General features: G+C 70.7%; 16 protein-coding genes. 7 read left to right on the top strand and 9 right to left on the bottom strand.

Annotated features, from left to right (window positions below):
- From ACK99Q_RS17145 to ACK99Q_RS17130, 4 genes are read right to left on the bottom strand one after another with little or no spacing between them, the layout of a single operon-like run.
- Entirely contained in the window at positions 1–1,614 is a 1,614-nt protein-coding gene (locus ACK99Q_RS17145; protein WP_410187308.1) for a dipeptide ABC transporter ATP-binding protein, read from the bottom strand.
- Positions 1,611–2,525 carry an ABC transporter permease gene (locus ACK99Q_RS17140; protein ID WP_410187307.1) on the bottom strand — a complete coding sequence of 305 codons (915 nt, stop codon included), beginning with the start codon at positions 2,523–2,525 and terminating at the stop codon, positions 1,611–1,613. Before ACK99Q_RS17140 ends, ACK99Q_RS17145 begins: the two co-directional genes overlap by 4 nt.
- Positions 2,522–3,574 carry an ABC transporter permease gene (locus ACK99Q_RS17135; RefSeq protein ID WP_410187306.1) on the bottom strand — a complete coding sequence of 351 codons (1,053 nt, stop codon included), beginning with the start codon at positions 3,572–3,574 and terminating at the stop codon, positions 2,522–2,524. The genes ACK99Q_RS17140 and ACK99Q_RS17135 overlap by 4 nt, the downstream gene beginning before the upstream one ends.
- Positions 3,575–3,633: 59 nt before the next feature.
- Positions 3,634–5,223 carry an ABC transporter substrate-binding protein gene (locus ACK99Q_RS17130; protein ID WP_410187305.1) on the bottom strand — a complete coding sequence of 530 codons (1,590 nt, stop codon included), beginning with the start codon at positions 5,221–5,223 and terminating at the stop codon, positions 3,634–3,636.
- 208 nt (positions 5,224–5,431) lie between these two features.
- Between ACK99Q_RS17130 and ACK99Q_RS17125 the strand changes: the two genes are divergently transcribed.
- Both ACK99Q_RS17125 and ACK99Q_RS17120 read left to right on the top strand, forming a co-directional pair.
- Positions 5,432–6,325 carry an ABC transporter substrate-binding protein gene (locus ACK99Q_RS17125; RefSeq protein WP_410187304.1) on the top strand — a complete coding sequence of 298 codons (894 nt, stop codon included), beginning with the start codon at positions 5,432–5,434 and terminating at the stop codon, positions 6,323–6,325.
- The gene (locus ACK99Q_RS17120; protein ID WP_410187303.1) at positions 6,322–7,806 is read left to right on the top strand and encodes an MFS transporter; all 1,485 of its coding nucleotides are present in this window, start codon (positions 6,322–6,324) and stop codon (positions 7,804–7,806) included. The genes ACK99Q_RS17125 and ACK99Q_RS17120 overlap by 4 nt, the downstream gene beginning before the upstream one ends.
- Before the next feature lies 1 nt (position 7,807).
- On the opposite strand, the gene ACK99Q_RS17115 is transcribed toward ACK99Q_RS17120, so the two are convergent.
- Positions 7,808–8,572, bottom strand: a complete 765-nt coding sequence (locus ACK99Q_RS17115; protein ID WP_410187302.1) for a crotonase/enoyl-CoA hydratase family protein — start codon at positions 8,570–8,572, stop codon at positions 7,808–7,810.
- A gap of 3 nt (positions 8,573–8,575) precedes the next feature.
- Positions 8,576–10,204, bottom strand: a complete 1,629-nt coding sequence (locus ACK99Q_RS17110; protein ID WP_410187301.1) for an acyl-CoA dehydrogenase family protein — start codon at positions 10,202–10,204, stop codon at positions 8,576–8,578.
- A gap of 62 nt (positions 10,205–10,266) precedes the next feature.
- Between ACK99Q_RS17110 and ACK99Q_RS17105 the strand changes: the two genes are divergently transcribed.
- On the top strand, positions 10,267–10,998 hold the full coding sequence (locus ACK99Q_RS17105; RefSeq protein WP_410187300.1) for a PaaX domain-containing protein, C- domain protein: 732 nt from the start codon (positions 10,267–10,269) through the stop codon (positions 10,996–10,998).
- Here the strand turns inward: ACK99Q_RS17105 and ACK99Q_RS17100 are convergent.
- The gene (locus ACK99Q_RS17100; RefSeq protein WP_410187299.1) at positions 10,950–11,549 is read right to left on the bottom strand and encodes a DUF998 domain-containing protein; all 600 of its coding nucleotides are present in this window, start codon (positions 11,547–11,549) and stop codon (positions 10,950–10,952) included. The genes ACK99Q_RS17105 and ACK99Q_RS17100 overlap by 49 nt on opposite strands.
- A gap of 30 nt (positions 11,550–11,579) precedes the next feature.
- Between ACK99Q_RS17100 and ACK99Q_RS17095 the strand changes: the two genes are divergently transcribed.
- Positions 11,580–12,818: an alpha-hydroxy-acid oxidizing protein gene (locus ACK99Q_RS17095; protein ID WP_410187298.1), complete on the top strand. Its 1,239-nt coding sequence runs from the start codon at positions 11,580–11,582 to the stop codon at positions 12,816–12,818.
- Positions 12,819–12,827: 9 nt separating this feature from the next.
- Here the strand turns inward: ACK99Q_RS17095 and ACK99Q_RS17090 are convergent, their stop codons facing one another.
- Entirely contained in the window at positions 12,828–14,246 is a 1,419-nt protein-coding gene (locus tag ACK99Q_RS17090) for an NAD-dependent malic enzyme (protein ID WP_410187297.1), read from the bottom strand.
- A gap of 63 nt (positions 14,247–14,309) precedes the next feature.
- Positions 14,310–15,023 (bottom strand): GntR family transcriptional regulator, encoded by a 714-nt coding sequence (locus ACK99Q_RS17085; protein ID WP_410187296.1) that lies wholly within the window; start codon positions 15,021–15,023, stop codon positions 14,310–14,312.
- 227 nt (positions 15,024–15,250) lie between these two features.
- Here ACK99Q_RS17085 and ACK99Q_RS17080 point away from each other — a divergent pair, with 227 nt between their 5' ends.
- Genes ACK99Q_RS17080 through ACK99Q_RS17070 form a run of 3 tightly spaced genes read left to right on the top strand, consistent with a single transcriptional unit; the run spans position 15,251 to position 18,870 of the window.
- Positions 15,251–16,363 carry a sugar ABC transporter substrate-binding protein gene (locus ACK99Q_RS17080; protein ID WP_269305919.1) on the top strand — a complete coding sequence of 371 codons (1,113 nt, stop codon included), beginning with the start codon at positions 15,251–15,253 and terminating at the stop codon, positions 16,361–16,363.
- Positions 16,364–16,368: 5 nt separating this feature from the next.
- Positions 16,369–17,823 carry a sugar ABC transporter ATP-binding protein gene (locus tag ACK99Q_RS17075; protein WP_269305921.1) on the top strand — a complete coding sequence of 485 codons (1,455 nt, stop codon included), beginning with the start codon at positions 16,369–16,371 and terminating at the stop codon, positions 17,821–17,823.
- A gap of 54 nt (positions 17,824–17,877) precedes the next feature.
- Positions 17,878–18,870: an ABC transporter permease gene (locus ACK99Q_RS17070; RefSeq protein ID WP_410187295.1), complete on the top strand. Its 993-nt coding sequence runs from the start codon at positions 17,878–17,880 to the stop codon at positions 18,868–18,870.
- Positions 18,871–18,876: the final 6 nt, after the last annotated feature.

Genomic DNA, 18,876 nt, shown 5'->3' with positions numbered 1-18,876 from the left:
TCAGACCGCGAGCAGGGCCTGGGTGTAGGGGTGCCGGGCGGAGAGGACGACATCGGCCGTCGCGCCGTGCTCGACGATGCGGCCGTGACGCATGACGGCGACGTGCTGGGCCACGTCGGCCACGACCGCGAGGTCGTGCGTGATCAGGAAGTACGTGAGGCCGAGCTCGCGCTGGATGTCGCCCAGCAGGCTGAGCACCTGTGCCTGCACCGTGGCGTCGAGCGCCGAGACGGGCTCGTCGAGCACGAGCACCTCGGGGCTGATCGCCAGCGCGCGAGCGATGGCGACGCGCTGCCGCTGGCCGCCGGAGAGCTCGCGTGGCCGCCGGTCGGCGTACGCGGCCGGGAGCTGCACGAGCTCGAGCAGCTCGGCGACCCGCGCCCGCCGCTCGGTCCTGGTGCCGACGCGGAACGCGTCGAGCGGCTCGCCGACGATGCCGCGCAGGCTGAGGCGAGGGTTCAGCGACTCGAACGGGCTCTGGTAGACGACCTGAACGCGGCGGCGCAGGTCGCGCAGCTGGCGCCGCCCGATCGCGCCGACGTCGCGGCCCAGCACCGAGACGGCGCCCGAGTCGGGCTTCTCCAGCCCGAGGATGATGCGGCTCGTGGTGGTCTTGCCCGAGCCGGACTCGCCGACGAGGGCGAACGTCGAGCCCCGCGGTGCCGACAGCGAGATGCCGTCGACGGCGCGGGTCGTGCCGCGCCCGCTCGTGAACGACTTGTGCACGTCGGTCAGCGTGATCGCGGCCTCCCGGTGCGCCTCGCCGACCTGAGCACGGTCGCGGCGCGTGTACGCCTCGGCGATGCTCAGCACGCGACCCTCGGCGACTCGGGCCGAGCTCGCGAGCAGCTCGCGGGTGTAGGTGTGGCTGGGCGAGCCGAAGACCTCGGCCACCGGTCCGGCCTCCACCACCCGACCGCGTCGCAGCACGACGACGTGGTCGGCGTTGCGGCTCGCGAGCGCCAGGTCGTGGGTGATGAGCACGACCGTGCTCTCGTGCTTGGTCCGCGCCTCGTGGATGCTGCGCAGCACGTCCTGGCCGACCAGCACGTCGAGCGCGCTGGTCGGCTCGTCCGCGATCACGAGCGCGGGACGCTGGCTGAACGCGATGGCGACGAGGATGCGCTGGCGCATGCCGCCCGACAGCTCGTGCGGGTACCGCGTGAGGAGCGACTCGGGATCGGTGAAGCCCACGTCGCGCAGGTCCTGCAGGATGCGCTCGCGGACGGCCTCGGGCGAGAGCGGCGAGTGCGCGAGCGAGAACGACTCCCGGAGCTGCGCGCCGATCGTGCGCGTCGGGTTGAGCGACGCGATGGGGTCCTGCGGCACGAACCCGATGTTCCGCCCGCGCAGCGGGCGGAAGGCCTTGTCCGACCGCTCCAGCACGTTCTCGCCGCCGAAGTCGATCCGTCCCGACGGGATCTCACCGTTGCGGGGAAGGAGTCGCACGATCGCATGGGCCAGCGTGCTCTTGCCGGAGCCGGACTCGCCGATGATGGCGGTCACGCTGCCCCTCGGCACGCTGATCGAGACCGCGTCCAGGGCCGCGACGTCGTCGCCATCGCGGTGGTAGGTCACGGTGAGGTCGGTGACGTCCAGGAGCGTCTCGCTCATGAGTGGTCCTCCTGCAGCAGGTAGGCGATGCGGTTGAGCAGCACGACGACGGCGGTCAGGGCGAGGCCGGGGATGATCGCGACCCACCACGCGTGGGCGAGGTACTTCTGTCCTCCGGCGATCAGGACGCCCCACTCCGGCGACGGCGGTGCCTCGCCGAAGCCGAGGTAGCTGAGGGAGCCGATCGCCAGCAGGGCGAGGCCGAACTGCAGCGCCGTGTACGACAGCACGGGGTGGAACACGTTGGGCACGATGTGGCGCGTGATCGTGCGGATCGGCCCGGCTCCGCAGGTGCGGGCGGCCTCCACGAACGTGAACGTGCTCGACTGGATCACGACACCGCGGATGAGCCGGGCGAAGCCGGTCGCCTCGCCGATGCCGATCGCGATCGCGGCCACGAACGCGCCGCGGCCGTAGGTCGTGATGACGGCCAGCGCGAGAAGCACGGCGGGCACGGCCATGATCGCCTCGGTGCCGACGCCCAGGACCCGGTCGAGGAGGCTGCCGGGGCGCAGGCCCGACAGGATGCCGACGATCCCGCCGAGCACGAGCGCCACGACGACGGCCAGGGCCGCAGAGAACAGCGAGATCTGCAGGCCGTGGACGACACGTGAGTACAGGTCGCGGCCGATCTCGTCGGTGCCGAACCAGAAGTCGCCGTTGGGCGAGGTGAACGGGATGCCGTCGAGCTCGTACGGATCGTGGCTCGTGACGAGTCCCGGGAACAGCCCGATCACGACGAGCGCGGCGAACAGCAGCAGGTGGACGTGGATCTCCTTGATCCGTCGTCCGCGCAGCAGCCCCCTGCCGCGCCGCGGGGGCTCGGCGGCGCGCGCGACGGCGTCGGCGACGGTGGGCGCCGGTGGCGAGCCCGGGGTCTGTATGGTGTCGGGCACGAGCGTGTCGGTCATGAGGCGGAGCCCTTCGGGGTGGGGGCCGGACGGCGGCGAAGGCGAGGGTCGAGCAGGGCGTAGCCGATGTCGACCAGCACGTTGACGACGACGAACACGAGGGCGAGCACGACCACCAGGCCGAGGACGACGGTCAGGTCGACGGCCTTGACGGAGTCGACCATGAGCCGGCCCACGCCGGTGCGCGAGAAGACGACCTCGATCACGACCGTCCCGCCGAGCAGCTGTCCGACCCGCAGGCCGAACACGGCCAGGAACGGGAAGGCCGCGTTGCGCAGGCAGTGGTGCCACACCGTGTGGAAGCGGCTCGCGCCCTTGGCCGGCGCCGTGACCGAGGCGTACGTCGTGCCGAGCTCGGTACGCAGGCTGCTGATGAGCACCTGCGCGAACTGTGCTGCTCCCAGCAGGGCGAGGACCGCGGTCGGCAGCACGAGCGCCGAGGCGCTCTGGCTGCCTCCCGACGGGAACCAGCCGAGCGTGATGGAGAAGAGGTAGATGAACAGGATGCCGACCCAGAAGACCGGCAGGCTCACGTACGCCGACGGAATCAGCGCGGCGGCCGAGCGGACCACCCGTGAGCGGGGGTTCACCGCGAGCACGGCGAGCAGGAAGCCCAACGGCACGGAGAAGACCAGCGAGAGGCCCGCGAGCGCGAGCGTGTTGGGCAGCGCCTCGGCCAGCAGGTCGGTGACGGCGCGATCGTTGACCAGCGACTGACCGAGGTCGCCGCGCAGCAGGCCCGTGATGCCGTCCCAGTACTGGTGCCAGAGGCTGTCGTTCAGGCCGACCTCGTCGCGCAGGACGTCGAGGTCGAGGTCGGAGATGTCGGCCACGCCGATCGTGTCGGTCGTGCCGATGCGCGCCAGCACGGCGTCACCCGGCAGCACGAACAGCAGGAAGAACGTCACGGAGTAGGCCGCGTAGACGACGAGCGCCGCGTGGGCGATCTTGCCCGCGGTGAGGCGGGCGGCGTGGCGGACCACTGCCGACCGCGGCGTCACGGGTGTCGCGACCGGTGACGGCTCGGTCAGGTCGATCGTGGTGGTCATGGGTTCTCTCCGAAGCAGGTGGAGCCGGCGGCACCCCCAGGGGTGCCGCCGGCAGTGGGTCAGGCCTTGTCGAGCCAGACGTCGCCGAGCCACGGGATGTGGCTCGCCTCGAACGTCGGCAGCTTCGTGGTGTTGCGGTAGGCGATCGGCTGGATGAAGTCGTACAGCGGGATGTAGTACGCCTCGGTCAGGATCAGCTCGGAGGCCTGGGCCGCGAGCGCCTTGCGGCCCTCGAAGTCGGGCTCGGCGAGGATCTGCTCGAACAGGTCGTCCAGCTGGGGGTCGAGACCCTTGTAGTTGGTGCGCAGCGCGTCGGTGTCAGGACGGGTGCCCGAGGCCCAGGTCAGCCCGAAGTCGCCGGCGATCTGACGCTGGTTGAGCTCGGCCGGAGTCAGGCTGCTGAACTTCAGCTCGACGCCGAGGTCCTTCCACTGGGACTGGACGACCGCGATGTTCGGCTCGTGCGAGACCGTCGAGGCGCCGTAGATGAGCTCGAAGGAGAGCCGGTCGCCATTCTTCTCGCGGATGCCGTCGGCGCCCTTCGTCCAGCCGGCCGCGTCGAGCTGGGCCGCGGCCTTCTTCGCGTCGCTCGAGATGAGCTCGGACTGGTCGGTGTAGAACGGGTTGCTCGCGGTGAACGCGCTGGTGGGCGCGATGTCGATCGACGAGGCCCGCTCGAGCACGGCGTCGCGGTCGACGCCCAGGGCCAGCGCCCGGCGCACCTCCGGATCGTCGAGCCCGGGCACCTCGGTGTTGACCACGAAGCCCAGCGCGGTGCCGGGCAGGGGCTCGCGACGGATCGTGATCTCGTCGCTCGCGGCGAACTCGGTCTTGTCGGCCGGCTCGGTGTTGTGGATCAGGTCGAGGTTGCCGGCCCGCAGCTCGGCGGCCGCGATCGAGTTGTCGGGGGTCGTGAACACCTCGATGGTCTCGAGGTGCGCCGGCCCCTGGTTCTCGGCGGGGGCGGGCGCCCACTCGTAGTCGTCGCGGCGGGTCAGGGTGTAGCCCTCGTCGCCACGGTTCTCGGTCAGCGTGAACGCGCCGCTGCCGATGATGCTCAGACCCTCCTGGCGCTCGTCGAACGACAGCGCCGACGTCTCGGGTGCCACGATGCCCAGGGAGGTCGACGACACCGCCTGCAGGAACGAGGAGTTCGGGCTGGAGAACTCGAACACGACGGTCTGGTCGTCGGGGGTGGTGATCTGCTTGAGGTCGCCGATCCACGAGTTGACGACGGCGTACTTGGCGCCCTGGGAGCGCAGCGCGTCGAAGCTCGTCTTCACGGCCGCGGCGTCGAGGACCTCGCCGTTGCTGAAGGTCACTCCCTCACGCAGCGTGAACTCGTAGCGGGTCGCCTTCTCGTCGACCGTCCACTCGGTCGCGAGCCACGGCTCGAAGGAGCCGTCGTAGGCGTTGAAGACGAGCGAGTCGACCAGGCCGCGCAGCGGGATGACGGGTCCGTAGCCGGTGTTGGCCGCAGGATCGGCCGACTGGACGTTGGTCGAGCGGTACTTCAGGGTGCCGCCCTGGATCGGGTCCTCGGAGCCGGTCGTCTCGGAGCCGCCACCCGCGCAGGCGGACAGCAGGAGGGCGGCCGAGACGACGCCGGCCAGCAGGGCCGTGGTGGCGCGACGGGGGTGGCGCTTCATGGTGGGATCTCGCTCTCGTTGGCGCGCGCCGACGGTTCGGCGTCGCAGTGCGCAGCCAACGTAGAACGGGGTCCAGGGTAGAAGATCGTGATCTCACTATATGAAATTCTACAGAGTGACCTAGTAAATCTTCTAACGTGAGGGCCGTTCTTCTACGGAGTGCCCGCGATGCCCGCACTCCGCCACCGACGACAGCAAGGACCTCACCATGACCATCAAGATCGAGGCCGCAGGTGCGGTCTTCTACCTGCCCTACTACGTCGCCGAGGAGGAGGGCTTCTTCGCCGACGAGGGCCTCGACGTCGAGCTCATCCGCGAGCGCGCCGGTGAGGAGACCGAGCTCCGCTTCGTCGAGCGTCCCGACGCCGTGTCGTCCTTCAGCAGCTTCAAGCTGTTCGAGCAGGGCCAGTCGCAGCTCTACAACGCCTGCGAGTGGGGCCAGCTGCGTCGCTCGCAGGACAGCCAGGTCGCCGGCAAGGTCGTCGCGCGCCGCTCCGCCGTCGCCAGCCAGGCCATCATCGTGCGTCCCGACTCGCCGTACGAGGTTCCCGGTGACCTCGCGGGCGTGCGTGTGGGCGTCAACTTCCACCACGGCTCGCACTACCTGGTGCTGCAGCTGCTCGAGGGATTCCTGGCTCGCACCGACATCAACCTGGTCGGCATCAAGGGCAAGGGGCGCTTCCAGGCGCTCCGCGACGGGGACATCGACGCCGTGGCCGTCATGGAGCCGTGGATCACGGTCGCCGAGAAGCTCGGCTACAAGGTCCTCGCCGAGGGGCACTACTTCGGCGCCGAGATCGCGGGCGAGTCGCTCACCGACGAGGAGTTCACCAAGATCAACCGCGCCGTGAACCGCGGCGTCGACAAGATCCGCGAGGACATCCGTCCGTACCTCAAGCACCTCATCGCGGCCGCCGGTGGCGAGGGCGACCTGCAGCCCGAGGACTTCAAGCTCGGTCGCCTCCGCTACATCCACGCCGGCCCGTACCCGGAGGACCACTTCAACCGCACCCTCGACTGGGTCGCCAGCTGGGGCCTGATCGGTGGCCAGAACCAGTTCGTCCAGCTGGTCGACAACACCAAGCTGCTGCAGAACGCGTGAGCCTCCCCGTCAGGGGAGACCTCCCGCCGGCGGCGCGGACCAGCACGCGGTCCGCGCCGCGCTCGGCGATCCTGGTGCTGTGCGGCGTGACCGCCGGGATGCTGCTGCTCGACATCCACAAGGTCACGATCGCGATTCCGTCGATCGAGCGAGCCCTGGGTGCCGGACCGGTGTGGATCCAGCTCGTCTCGGCCGCGTACGTGGTGGCCTTCGCGGTGACCCTGGTGCCGGCCGGCCGCCTCGGGGACGGAGGGCGGCGGATCCAGCTCGTCTACGTGGGGCTGTGGCTGTCGCTCGCCGCGAGCGTGCTGTGCGCCGTGGCGCCGACGGCGCCCGTGCTGGTGCTGGGCCGGGCGCTGCTCGGTGTCTCGGCGGGCCTGCTCATGCCGCAGATGATGGGGCTCGTCCAGCACCTGTTCGCCCCGGAGGAGCGCGGTCGGGCGTTCGGCACCTACGGGGTCTGCGTGAGTCTGGCGACGGCGCTCGGTCCGACGGTCGGAGGCCTGCTCCTCACGACGCCGCTGCTGGGGTGGCGCGGCGTGTTCGTGCTCAACCTTCCGGTCGTGGTGGGTCTGCTGGTGGCCGCGCACCGGCTCCTGCCCGCGGTCGGGCCCGCGCGTGCCGACCGCACGCTGCGCCCGGACCTCGACCTCGTGGGACTCGGGCTGGGCAGTGTGGCCCTGGTCCTCCTGCTCGCTCCCTTGATCTTCACGACGGGCCGCCCCGGTGACGTCGAGCTGAGATGGCTCGCCCTCCTCCCGGCCGTCGTGCTGGCGGTGGCCTTCGTGCACCGGAGCCGCCGTCGCGTCGCGTCGGGCCGCGCGGCCGTGATCGACCCGAACCTGTTGCGCATCCCGTCGTTCCGCACGGGCGTGCTGGTCTCGCTGACGTGGTTCGCGAGCGGACCGGGCGTCAACCTGGGGCTGCTGATCCACCTCCAGGAGGCCCAAGGACTCAGCCCGTTCGCGGCCGGCCTCCTCCTGCTCCCGTCGTCGGCCACCGCGGTGCTCGGCGCCTGGCTCGGCGGTCGCGTCGTCGAGCGATGGGGGAGGGCGCTCACCCTGACGGGCATGTCGGTCACGCTCGTGAGCGTGCTCGGCACCCTGATCGTGCTGGTGTCGGAGCCGTCACTCGCTCTCGTCGTCACGGCACTGCCGCTGCTGCAGCTGCTGAGTGGCCTGGGCGCCGGATTCGTCGTCTCGCCCAACCACTCGATGACGCTGCAGGACGTGCCGCGCGACCAGGGCAGCGCCGCCTCGTCGATCGGCCAGCTCGGTCAGCGGGTCGCGAACAGCCTCGGCGTCGCCTCGGCCTCGGTGGCCTACTACGCCGTGATCTACGGCTCGGGCGCCACGCTCACGTCGGCGTCGTCGGCGCTGCACACCGAGGCGCTCGTCCGATCCACCGCCGTCGCAGTGGGTTTCCTGCTGGTCGCGGTCGTCGTGGTGCTGCTCGACCTGCGCCGCACGCGCCATCGGTGAGCTAGTCGCCGAAGGTGCCGTGACGGCCGGCCCCGCCGGCGAAGCGGGCCGCGCCGGCGACCATGCCGGCGTCGATGGACGCGACGCCGTGGCGGTACTCGACGGCGAGAGCCGCCTGCTCGTCGAGGCCCTCCTGCTCGAGCACCGAGAGGCGGTCCTCACGCAGGCACGTCTGCGGGAACGCGGCGATCTCGCGCGCGAGCTGCTGTGCGGCGGCGAGCGCCTCGCCGGAGGGGACGACGCGGTTGGCCAGGCCGATGCGCAGGGCCTCGTCGGCGTCGACCGGACGTCCGGTGAGGATCAGGTCCATCGCGACGCTCGTGCCGATGAGGCGCGGGAGGCGCACGGTGCCGCCGTCGATGAGCGGCACGCCCCAGCGCCGGCAGAAGACGCCGAGCACCGCGTCCTGCGCCAGGACGCGCAGGTCGGCCCAGATCGCCAGCTCGAGGCCACCCGCGACGGCGTGACCCTCGATCGCGGCGATGACGGGCTTGCCGAGCCGCATCCGCGTGGGCCCCATGGGTCCGTCGCCGTCGGGCTCGAACCGGTTGGGGTCACCGGCCGCGAGCGCCTTCAGGTCGGCGCCGGCGCAGAACGTCCCGCCCTCGCCGTGGAGCACGGCGACGCTCGCCTCCGGGTCGGCGTCGAACGCCGCGAACGCCTCGGCGAGTGCCTCCGCCGTGGCCCGGTCCACGGCGTTGCGCGCCTCGGGCCGGGCGATCCCGATCGTCGTGACCGCGCCGTCCCGGGTGATCGTGACGGACATCGGTCAGGCCGGCATCGCGCGGTCGATGATCTCGCCGGCGTCGGCACGCGGGGGGAGCGTGCCGAACGCGCCGCCCCAGTCCCGGTCGAGGCGCGAGCCGGTGAAGGCGTCCGCGACCGCCGCCGGCGCGTGCCGGACGAGCTGGCTGCCCTGGAAGACGAGGGCCATCTGCTCGACGATCCGCCGGGCGCGGAACTCGAGGTCGTCGAACGAGGTGAACTCCTTCTTGAGCCGGTCGACCGCGGCGTCGTACCGACGGTCCGCGCCGCTCGCGAGCTCGGCCTCGGCGAAGAACGCGTCGAGGGTGTGCGGCTCCTTGGTCATGGCGCGCAGCGCGTCGAGCGCGGCGACGTTGCCCGAGCCCTCCCAGATCGAGAGCAGCGGCATCTCGCGGTAGATGCGCGCGACGTCGAAGTCCTCGATGTACCCGTTGCCGCCGAGGCACTCCAGCGCCTCGTTGACCATGGAGGGGGCGCGCTTGCAGACGTAGTACTTGGTGACCGCGAGCGCGATGCGGCGCAGCGCGGCCTCGCCCTCGTCGCCCCGCGTGGCGCGGTCGTTCGCTCCCGCGAGGCGCAGCATCGCGGTGGTCGCGGCCTCGGACTCGACCTGCAGGTCGGCCAGCACGTTGCGCATCGCGGGCTGGTCGACGAGCCGCTTCCCGAACGCCGACCGGTGCCGCGCGTGGTGGGCGGCCATCGTGAGCGCCGAGCGCATGCCCGAGGCGGAGCCGATCACGCAGTCGAGGCGCGTCATGTTGACCATCTCGACGATGGTGCGCACGCCGCGGCCCTCCTCGCCGACCAGCCACGCGACGGCCGCGTCGTACTCGATCTCCGAGGAGGCGTTCGACCGGTTGCCCAGCTTGTCCTTGAGGCGCATGAACCGCATCGCGTTCCGCTCGCCGCCGGGCAGGACGCGCGGCACGAGGAAGCACGAGACGCCGGCGGGGGTCTGGGCCAGGGTGAGGAAGAGGTCGCTCATCGGCGCACTGGTGAACCACTTGTGCCCGCGCAGGACGTACGTGCCGTCGGCCTGCCGGGTCGCGGTCGTGGTGTTGGCCCGCACGTCGGAGCCGCCCTGCTTCTCGGTCATCGACATGCCGGCGATCAGGCCCCGCTTCGTCTCGGGGTCGCGCAGGCCGAAGTCGTACTCGCGGTTCGTCAGCAGCGGCTCGAACCGCGCCGCGAGCTCGGGGTGGGCGCGCAGCGCGGGGACCACGGCATAGGTCATCGAGATGGGGCAGCCGTGACCGGCGTCGACGTTCCACGTGAAGAACTTCGCGGCGCGGGCGACGTGCGCACCCGGACGGTCGTCGGCCCACGGCGCCCCGTGCAGGCCGTGCTCGACCGCGGTGCGCATCAGCTGGTGGTACGCCGGGACGTACTCGACCTCGTCCACGCGGTTCCCGTAGCGGTCGTGCGTGTGGAGGCGCGGCGGCACGCGCTCGGCGAGCCGGCCCCAGTCCTGCGCCTCCGCCGTGCCGGCGAGCCGTCCCAGCTCGTCGATCTCGGGGAGCGCCCAGCCGGCGCCCTCGCGCTCGAGGCCCTCGCGCAGTGCGGGGTCCGCGGCCGTGTTGTGCCCCGTCAGCGGCGGCACCTGGTTGAACACCTCGTGGGTGGCACTCGTCATGCCGTGATGTTACATATTCTTCAACAGCCGTGTCCAGATGTGTAGCGTGAGAGGATGAGGTCGTGGCTTCCCAGCGTGTCGCTCCCGCGCCGCTCTCCGCGCGGTCGACGGTCCTGAGCCTGGTGCTGGGCGCTCATCCCGAGCCCTTCGCTCCCGCCGACTTGACCCGCGCCGGCGAGTACTTCGGCATCGCGCCCTCCACGGTGCGCGTCGCCGTCACCCGCGCCGTGGCCGACGGCGACCTCCGACGCACCGACGCCGGCTACGGGCTCGGCGAACGCCTGCTGCGACGGCAGGAGCACCAGGACGAGGCCGTGCGGGACGCCGAGACGGCGTGGGACGGCACGTGGGAGATGGCGGTCGTGGTCGTCTCGGGACGCTCGGGCGCGGAACGCGCCTCCCTGCGTGACACCCTCGCCGCCCGCCGGCTCGCCGAGCTGCGCGAGGGCGTCTGGACCCGTCCGGCGAACCTCAGCCGCGCGACCCCGGTCGACCCCGTGCTGCGGACCTTCAGGGCCACGCCGGAGCAGGATCCCGAGGAGCTCGCCGCACGCCTGTGGGACCTCGACGGCTGGGCCCGAGAAGGCGAGGCGCTGCTGGATCGTCTCGCCTCCGTGCGGGCGCCGGCGGCCCGGCTCGCGGCGGCCGCGATGCTCGTCCACCACCTGAGCACCGATCCCTTGCTGCCCGCGGCCCTGCGCCCGACGCGCTGGCCCGCGGCCGACCTGAGGGACGCCTACCGCGCCTACCAGGACGAGCTCCAGCGGCTCGCCCTGCTCAGGACGACGCCGTAGGCGGACAGGAGCACCACCACGGGCCACAGCGCGAGGCGCTCGAACAGGCCGGCGTACTCGTCCCCGGCCAGGATGAACGCCGCGGCGCTGGCGCCGGTGACCACGCCACCGCCCAGCAGCACGCGCGCCAGGGTCGGCTGGTCTCCGCGGACACGGAACGCCAGTACGACGAGCGCTGCCGGCTGGGCGACGAACAGAGGCGTCGCGGCGATCACATGGGCGGTGGGGTGCTGATCCTGTGGCGTCAGGCCTGTCGCGACCGAGCTCAGTCCGGAGACCACCAGCAGACCCGTCGCCCACGGGCCGAGCCGACGGCTCAGCGCCACCGCACCGCCGGCCAGCAGCAGGCCGAACGCCACGAACGATCCGTTCATCCAGGCGTGGCGGACGGAGCAGTAGTCGGGCGTGCAGTCGGTCTCTCCCAGTCTGCTCACCGTGTCGGCCACGAAGCTGTAGTCGCCGATCGCCGCGGCGGCGACGATGATCTCGGTGGCGATGTAGAGCGGACGCGCAACGAGCGCCAGGGCGCCCCAGCGGGAAGCGGTCGGCATCCGTCCACCGTAGTCGTGAGAGGTTGAGTCATGGTCCAACGCCAATTGCCGCGACCGAGGGAGGTCTTCGACCTCCTTCGCTTCAAGAAGCCGGTCTGGAGCGCCAAGCGGCGTCGGCTCGACGCCGCGCTGACCATCCACGACCTGCGGCGCATCGCGGCGCGACGGACGCCGCGCGCCGCCTTCGACTACACCGATGGCGCGGCCGAGACCGAGCTGTCCCTGGCGCGCGCTCGCCAGGCGTTCGAGGACGTCGAGTTCAGCCCTCGCGTCCTGCGTCCCGCGGTCTCGGTGGACACGTCGACCACGATCCTCGGCGGGCCCTCGCGGCTGCCGTTCGCGATCGCTCCGACGGGCTTCACCCGCCTCATGCAGACGGAGGGGGAGATCGCCGGGGCCGGCGCGGCGGGCGCCGCGGGCATCCCGTTCACGCTCTCCACGCTGGGCACCACGTCGATCGAGGACGTGAAGGCGGCGAACCCGAACGGGCGCAACTGGTTCCAGCTATACGTGATGCGCGACCGGGAGATCTCCTACGACCTGACGCGCCGGGCGGCCGCCGCCGGGTTCGACACGCTGCACTTCACGGTCGACACGCCCGTCGCCGGGGCCCGGTTGCGCGACCGGCGCAACGGGTTCTCGATCCCGCCGCAGATCGCCCTGAAGACCATCCTCAACGCGGCCGTCCGGCCGTGGTGGTGGTACGACTTCCTCACCACCCCGAAGCTCGAGTTCGCCTCCCTCAGCTCCACCGGCGGCACCGTGGGCGAGCTGCTCGATGCCGCGATGGACCCGACGATCTCCTACGACGACCTCGACATCATCCGTGGCCTGTGGCCGGGCAAGATCGTGGTCAAGGGAGTGCAGAACCTCGAGGACGCGCGCGCCCTGGCCGACCGCGGGGTGGACGGCATCGTGCTGTCCAACCACGGCGGCCGCCAGCTGGACCGCGCCCCGGTGCCGTTCCACCTGCTGCCCGACGTCGTCCGCGAGGTGGGCTCCGACCTGGAGATCGGCGTGGACACCGGCATCATGCACGGCGCCGACATCGTCGCGTGCATGGCGCTCGGGGCGGACTTCACCATGATCGGCCGCGCCTACCTGTACGGCCTGATGGCGGGCGGGCGCCAGGGCGTGGACCGCACGATCGAGATCCTCGAGACCGAGATCGTGCGCACGATGAAGCTGCTCGGGGCCTCCACGATCGCCGAGCTCGAGCCGGCGCACGTCACCCAGCTGCGGCGTCTCGTGCCCTTCGACCGACCGTAGCCGCCGGTCTCACCAGGACTCGCCGAACTCCGTGAACGTGAAGCTGGGATCGGCGGCGTCCTGCACGGCCTTGGCGACGGCGTGGTGCACGCCGGGGTGGAACACGCTCGGGATGATGTAGTTCGCGTTGAGCTCGCCGTGGGTGACGGCGTCGGCGATCGCCTCGGCCGCCGCCACGAGCGCACCCGCGGGGATGTCGTGGCTCTGCGCGTCGAGCAGGCCGCGGAACGTGCCGGGGAACGCGAGGACGTTGTTGATCTGGTTCGGGTAGTCCGAGCGGCCGGTCGCCACGACGCGTGCGGTGCGGCGGGCGATGGCCGGGTCGATCTCGGGCGTCGGGTTCGCCAGCGCGAACACGATCGCGTCCTCGCCCATGGCCGCGACGTCGTCGCCGTCGATGATGTTCGGGGCGCTGACGCCGATGAAGACCTCGGCACCGGGCAGGACCTCCTTGAGGGTGCCCGTGACGTCGTCGGGGTTGGTGTTCTCGGCGATCCAGCGCAGCGATTCGTGGTCGTTCTCGCGGCCGCGGTGGACCACGCCGTCCACGTCGCAGACCACGACGTTGCGCGCGCCCGCGGTCAGCAGCAGCTTCAGGATCGCCGTGCCGGCCGCGCCGGCGCCGGCGAGCACGATGCGCACCTGCGCGAGGTCCTTGTCGACGACGCGCAGGGCGTTGGTGAGCGCCGCGAGGACGACGATCGCCGTGCCGTGCTGGTCGTCGTGGAAGACGGGGATGTCGAGCCGCTCGCGCAGGCGTCGCTCGACCTCGAAGCAGCGCGGCGCCGAGATGTCCTCGAGGTTGATCCCCGCGAAGCCCGGCGCGATCGCCGCGACCGTCTCGACGATCTGGTCGACGGCCTGTGTGTCGAGCACGATGGGCCAGGCGTCGATGCCCGCGAACGACTTGAACAGAGCCGCCTTGCCCTCCATGACCGGCAGCGCCGCGTACGGTCCGATGTTGCCCAGGCCGAGTACGGCCGAGCCGTCGCTGACCACGGCGACGCTGTTGCGCTTCACCGTGAGCCGGCGCGCGTCCTCGGGGTCGGCGGCGATGGCGTTGCAGATCCGGGCGACGCCGGGCGTGTAGATCATCGACAGGTCGTCGCGGTTGCGCAGCGGGTGCTTCGAGGCGGTCTCGATGACCCCGCCCAGGTGCATGAGGAACGTCCGGTCCGAGACCTTGAGGATCTCGACGTCCTCGAGGTGGCGCAGGGCGTCGACGACGCGCTCGGCGGCGCCGTCGCCCTCGGACGCGGCGCACGTGAGATCGATCTGCAGCACGTCGACGCCCGAGCCCGTCACGTCGAGCGCGGTGACGAGCCCACCGGCCTCCTCGACGCACGCGCTCAGCGCGCTGACGCCGGAGCCGCCGGCGGGGACGGTCAGGCGGACGGTGATCGAGTTGGACACTCCGGGGGCAGACACGACAGCGTTTCTACCCTGCAATCTCCGTTACTCGCGAGTCGGGCAGGTGTGGCGTGCGACTCCTCAGGGCTCGTCGCCGGCGGGCGCGCGGTAGGCGTCGACGAGCTGGTCCCGCGCCGTGTGCAGGTAGGACGTCAGGTGGTCCGCGGCCTCGTCGGTGCGACCGTCCTCCAGGAGTCGGCAGATGGTCTGGTTGACCGGCAGATAGGGCTCGTGGAACGGCTTGAGCGGCTGCATGACGTGGAAGGCCAGGCGCAGCTCGGCCAGGGTCTGGCGTGTCATGGCGTTGATCCGCTCGTTCCCCGCCAGTGCCACCAAGGCGTTGTGGAAGCGCATGTTGGCCGTGCCCACGCCGTTCCAGTCGCCGGCCTCGGCCGCCTCCAGGGCCTGCGTGACGGCCAGGCGGGCGCGGGAGATGCCGGCGGGGGAGTGGGTCGATGCGCTGCGCACCGCTGCGACCTCGATGAACTCGCGCACCTGGTAGATCGAGATGATGTCCTCCGCCGTGAGCTTCCGGACGAAGATCCCGCGATTGAGCTCGTGAACGACCAGGCCCTCGTGGGCCAGCAGTCGCAGTGCCTCGCGCAACGTGTTGCGCGAGACGTTGAGACCATGCGCGAAGGCCTCCTCCGGCAGGTGTGACCCCGGCTCCAGGCGGCCCTCGATCAGCAGATTCCGCAAGACGTCGGCGACGCGTTCTCCCGTCGTGGCGAACGTCGGCTTGTTCGAGCCGGCGAAGAGTGCCGCGACGGCCTCCTCGGACGTCAGATCGGTCATGAGATCCTTCTTCTAATGCGTGAACAACTGCTGTTCGCGGTGCGGGCTCAGGCTATGGGGACATTGTCCTACGCACAATGGGCCATGTTGCATGGATGTAAAAAGTGGATGGCATCTGATGATTCTTATTGCCTAATGTGTGAACAATCCGTATGTTCCTGCTGTGGCCTGCGCCACCTCCCCCCGAGATGCGGGACCCCCGACTCCTGACGAGAAGGAAGAACGGCATGTTGAAGAAGCGCCCTGTGCGGATGGCGGTGACGGCCCTGGCCGCCGTGCCCCTGTTGTTGCTCGCCGCGTGCAGCGAGGATCCCGGTGCCGCGAGCGGCAGCGCGGCGGACACCTCGGAGTACCAGGCCGTCGCCGAGAAGGCCATGGAGCCGGTCAGCGAGTTCACCGGTCCCACCGAAGGACCCGCGGCGCAGCCCGGCAAGAAGGTGGTCTTCCTGACGTGCGGCTTCGAGGCGGAGGGCTGCAACCTTCCCGGCAAGGCTGCCGCCGAGGCGGGCGAGGCTCTCGGATGGGACGTCAAGGTCGTCGACGGCAAGTTCGATCCGCGCGTCTACAGTCGCACCATCCAGGAGGCCATCGACGACGGCGCCGACGGCATCATCCTCGACGCCGTGTCGGCCAGCTCGGTGAAGGGGCAGGTCAAGGCCGCCCGCGACGCCGGTCTGGTGGTCGGCAGCTACGACTCGCTCAACGAGGTCTCCGAGTCGGGCGCCTCCTACGACGTGCAGGCCAGCATCGAGGACCAGGGCAAGGCCATGGCCGCCTACATGATCTGGAAGTCCGAGGGCGCCGCGAACGCCTACGTCCTCAACTCGCCCGAGTTCAACGCGCCCTACGCCTGGACCGAGGTCGCGCAGCAGGAGATCGAGTCGTGCTCCTCGTGCGAGCTCGTCGGCAGCCAGGACTTCACCGCAGGTGACGCGGCGACCCGACTTCCGCAGCTCGCGGTGACGGCGGCGCGCAAGGACCCGAACCTCAACGTCATGATCGCGTCCTACGACGCCGCCATGCTCGCCGCCATTCCGTCGATGAAGCAGGCCGGGATCCTCGACCAGGTCAAGGTCGGCACCTTCAACGGCGTCTCCCCGGCGCTCGACCTCATCCGCAAGGGCGATCTCGCCGCCAGCGTCGGTGGCGCCATGGAGTGGGGCACCTGGGCGGCCATGGACAACATGAACCGCATGCTGGCCGGCGAGGAAGCCGTCGAGCAGAACGTCCCGATCCGCCTGATCACGGCGGAGAACATCGACAGCATCGAGCCCGGCGGTCCGTGGACCGGCGACATCGACTACGCCGCCGAGTACCAGAAGATCTGGGACGCGAAGTGAGTCAGGTGCCCTCGACCGCAGGTCATCAGCCCATCCGGATCGAGAACGTCAGCAAGACCTTCGGGGCGACGAAGGCGCTCCGCAACGTCTCGCTGGAGGTGGCACCCGGCTCCATCCATGCCCTCATCGGCCTCAACGGATCCGGCAAGTCGACCCTCGTCAAGGTGATGGACGGCTACCACAGCGCGGACGAGGGCACCGTCAGCATGGGGGAGGTGGCCTTCGTCCACCAGGACCTGGGCCTCCTCCCCAGTCTCACCGTCCTGGAGAACTTCGTCATCGGTCGACCGATGGCGATGCGCTTCGGACAGATCGACTGGAAGACCGAGGCGAAGCGAGCCCGCAACGCCCTCGCCGAGTTCGGTCTCGAGAACACGCTGGACCAGCAGCTCGCCAGCCTGAGCCTCGCCAACCAGGCGATCATCGCCTGTGCTCGGGCGCTGGACCGCTCCCGCGGGGCGGCGATCGACTCCCTCGTCCTCGACGAGCCGACGTCAGCGCTTCCCTCGCACGAGATCGGTCTGCTCGCCGATGCCATGAAGGCCTTCGCGGCACGCGGGGTCGGCATCGTCTTCATCACCCACCGCCTGCAGGAGGTCAAGGATCTCGCCGACACGGTCACGGTCCTGCGCAACGGCGAGTCGGTCTTCACCGGCCCGACCGCGGACCTGGCCATCCCGGACATGGTCCAGTTGATGGTCGGGGACGCGCCGGTGCACTCCACGCACGAGGCCAGGGCCAGTGTGCGCACCGCCGAGCCCGTCCTGTCGATTCGTGCCCTGCACGACGACACCATCGACGACCTCGACCTGGACATCTACGGAGGCGAGATCGTCGGCGCCTTCGGCATGGTGGGCAGCGGGCTGGAGCGCCTCGGCGCGCTGGCCGCTGGGCGCGAGATCGCTCGCGCCGGCAGCGTCGAGTTCGAGGGCCGGCCGCTCACCGCGGGCGACGCCCGCGCGCGCCGCATCGGCTACGTCCCCAGTGATCGGCCGCGCCGTGGCGTCCTGCCGGGACTGACCGTGCGGGAGAACATCTCGGTCCGCAGTCTCGCGCGGACCATCCGGGCAGGCGGGATCTCGCGACGTCGCGAGCAGGCGCTCGCGGCCCGGTGGACCGAGGAGCTGAGCGTCAAGCCGCGCGACCCCGAGGCGTCGATCCTGACGCTGAGCGGCGGCAATCAGCAGAAGGCGATCCTCGGTCGCTGGCTGGCGATCGAGCCGGCCGCGATCGTCGCGGAGGAGCCCACCCAGGGGATCGACGTCTGGGCGAAGCAGGACATCCTGCGCCGGCTCCGCATGACGGCGGAGACCGGTGCCGGCGTCCTGCTGACCGCGGTCGAGCCCGAAGAGATCATCGACTTCTGCGACCGCGTCGTCGTCCTTCGCGCGGGTCGCGTCGTCCTCGACGCCCGGCGCGAGGACGTCGTCATCACCGACATTCTCAGTGCGATGCACTGACCCACCAGGAAGAGCATCGTGACCACATCCAGCACCCGATCGGAGACGACCGACGTGTCGACCGCATCCACCGCCGTCCCGCCTGCGCACCGACTTCGCGCGATCCTGCCCCGCTTCGGCATGGTGGGCCTGTTCATCGTCCTCATCGTCGTCTTCAGCATCCTGCGGCCCGTGTCGTTCGCCAACAGCGCGAACCTGCGGACGATCCTGGTCGAGAGCGCCGTCCTCACGATCCTGGCGCTCGCGGTGATGATCCCGCTGATCGCCAACGACTTCGACCTGTCCGTGGCGTCGGTCCTGGGGCTGGCGTCCATCCTGGCCGCCGGCCTGCCCGCCAAGCAGGGACTTCCCGTTCCGGTCGTGATCGTGGCCGTGCTCGCCGTGGGCGCGGTGGTCGGACTCCTCCACGCGCTCCTCATCGTGAAGTTCGACCTGCCCTCGGTGGTCGTGAGTCTGGGCACCAGCACCGTCCTCGGCGGACTCGTGCTCTGGTACACCGGGGGAGCAGTGCTCTACGAGGGCGTGCCCGCCGCACTGACGAACCTCGGCTCGAAGTCGTTCCTGGGCCTGCCGCTGCCGGTCTACTACATGATCGTCGTCGCCGCTGTTCTGTGGTTCGTCCTCGAGCGCCGACCGTGGGGCCGCAACCTGTACGCCGTCGGCTCCTCCGAGGTGGCTGCCCGACTCGCCGGTGTGAACACCGCGCGGACGCGCGCCACGGCGCTGATCGCCTGCTCCACGCTCGCAGCCCTGGCGGGCCTGGTCCTCACCGCCCGCGTGGGATCGGGCAATCCGTCGATCTCGAACGCGTACTTCCTGCCGGCGTTCGCGGCGGCATTCCTCAGCCTGGCGGCGTTCCGGCTCGGCTTCTTCAACCCCCTGGGCGTCGTGCTCTCGGTCTACCTGCTCGCTGTCGGCGTCAACGGCCTGACCATTCTCGGCGTCCCGTCCTGGGTCGAGCCGGTCTTCAACGGCACCGCCCTCATCGTCGCCATCGGACTCGCTCGTCTGTCGATCGGCAAGTCTCGCCGGCTCGTCGGCGCCTGAGCACCA

It is taken from the genome of Aeromicrobium sp. MLTX1 (assembly GCF_046452335.1).
In the GTDB taxonomy this organism is placed as follows: Bacteria; Actinomycetota; Actinomycetes; order Propionibacteriales; family Nocardioidaceae; genus Aeromicrobium.
This window is presented reverse-complemented; position numbering and strand designations above follow the sequence as displayed.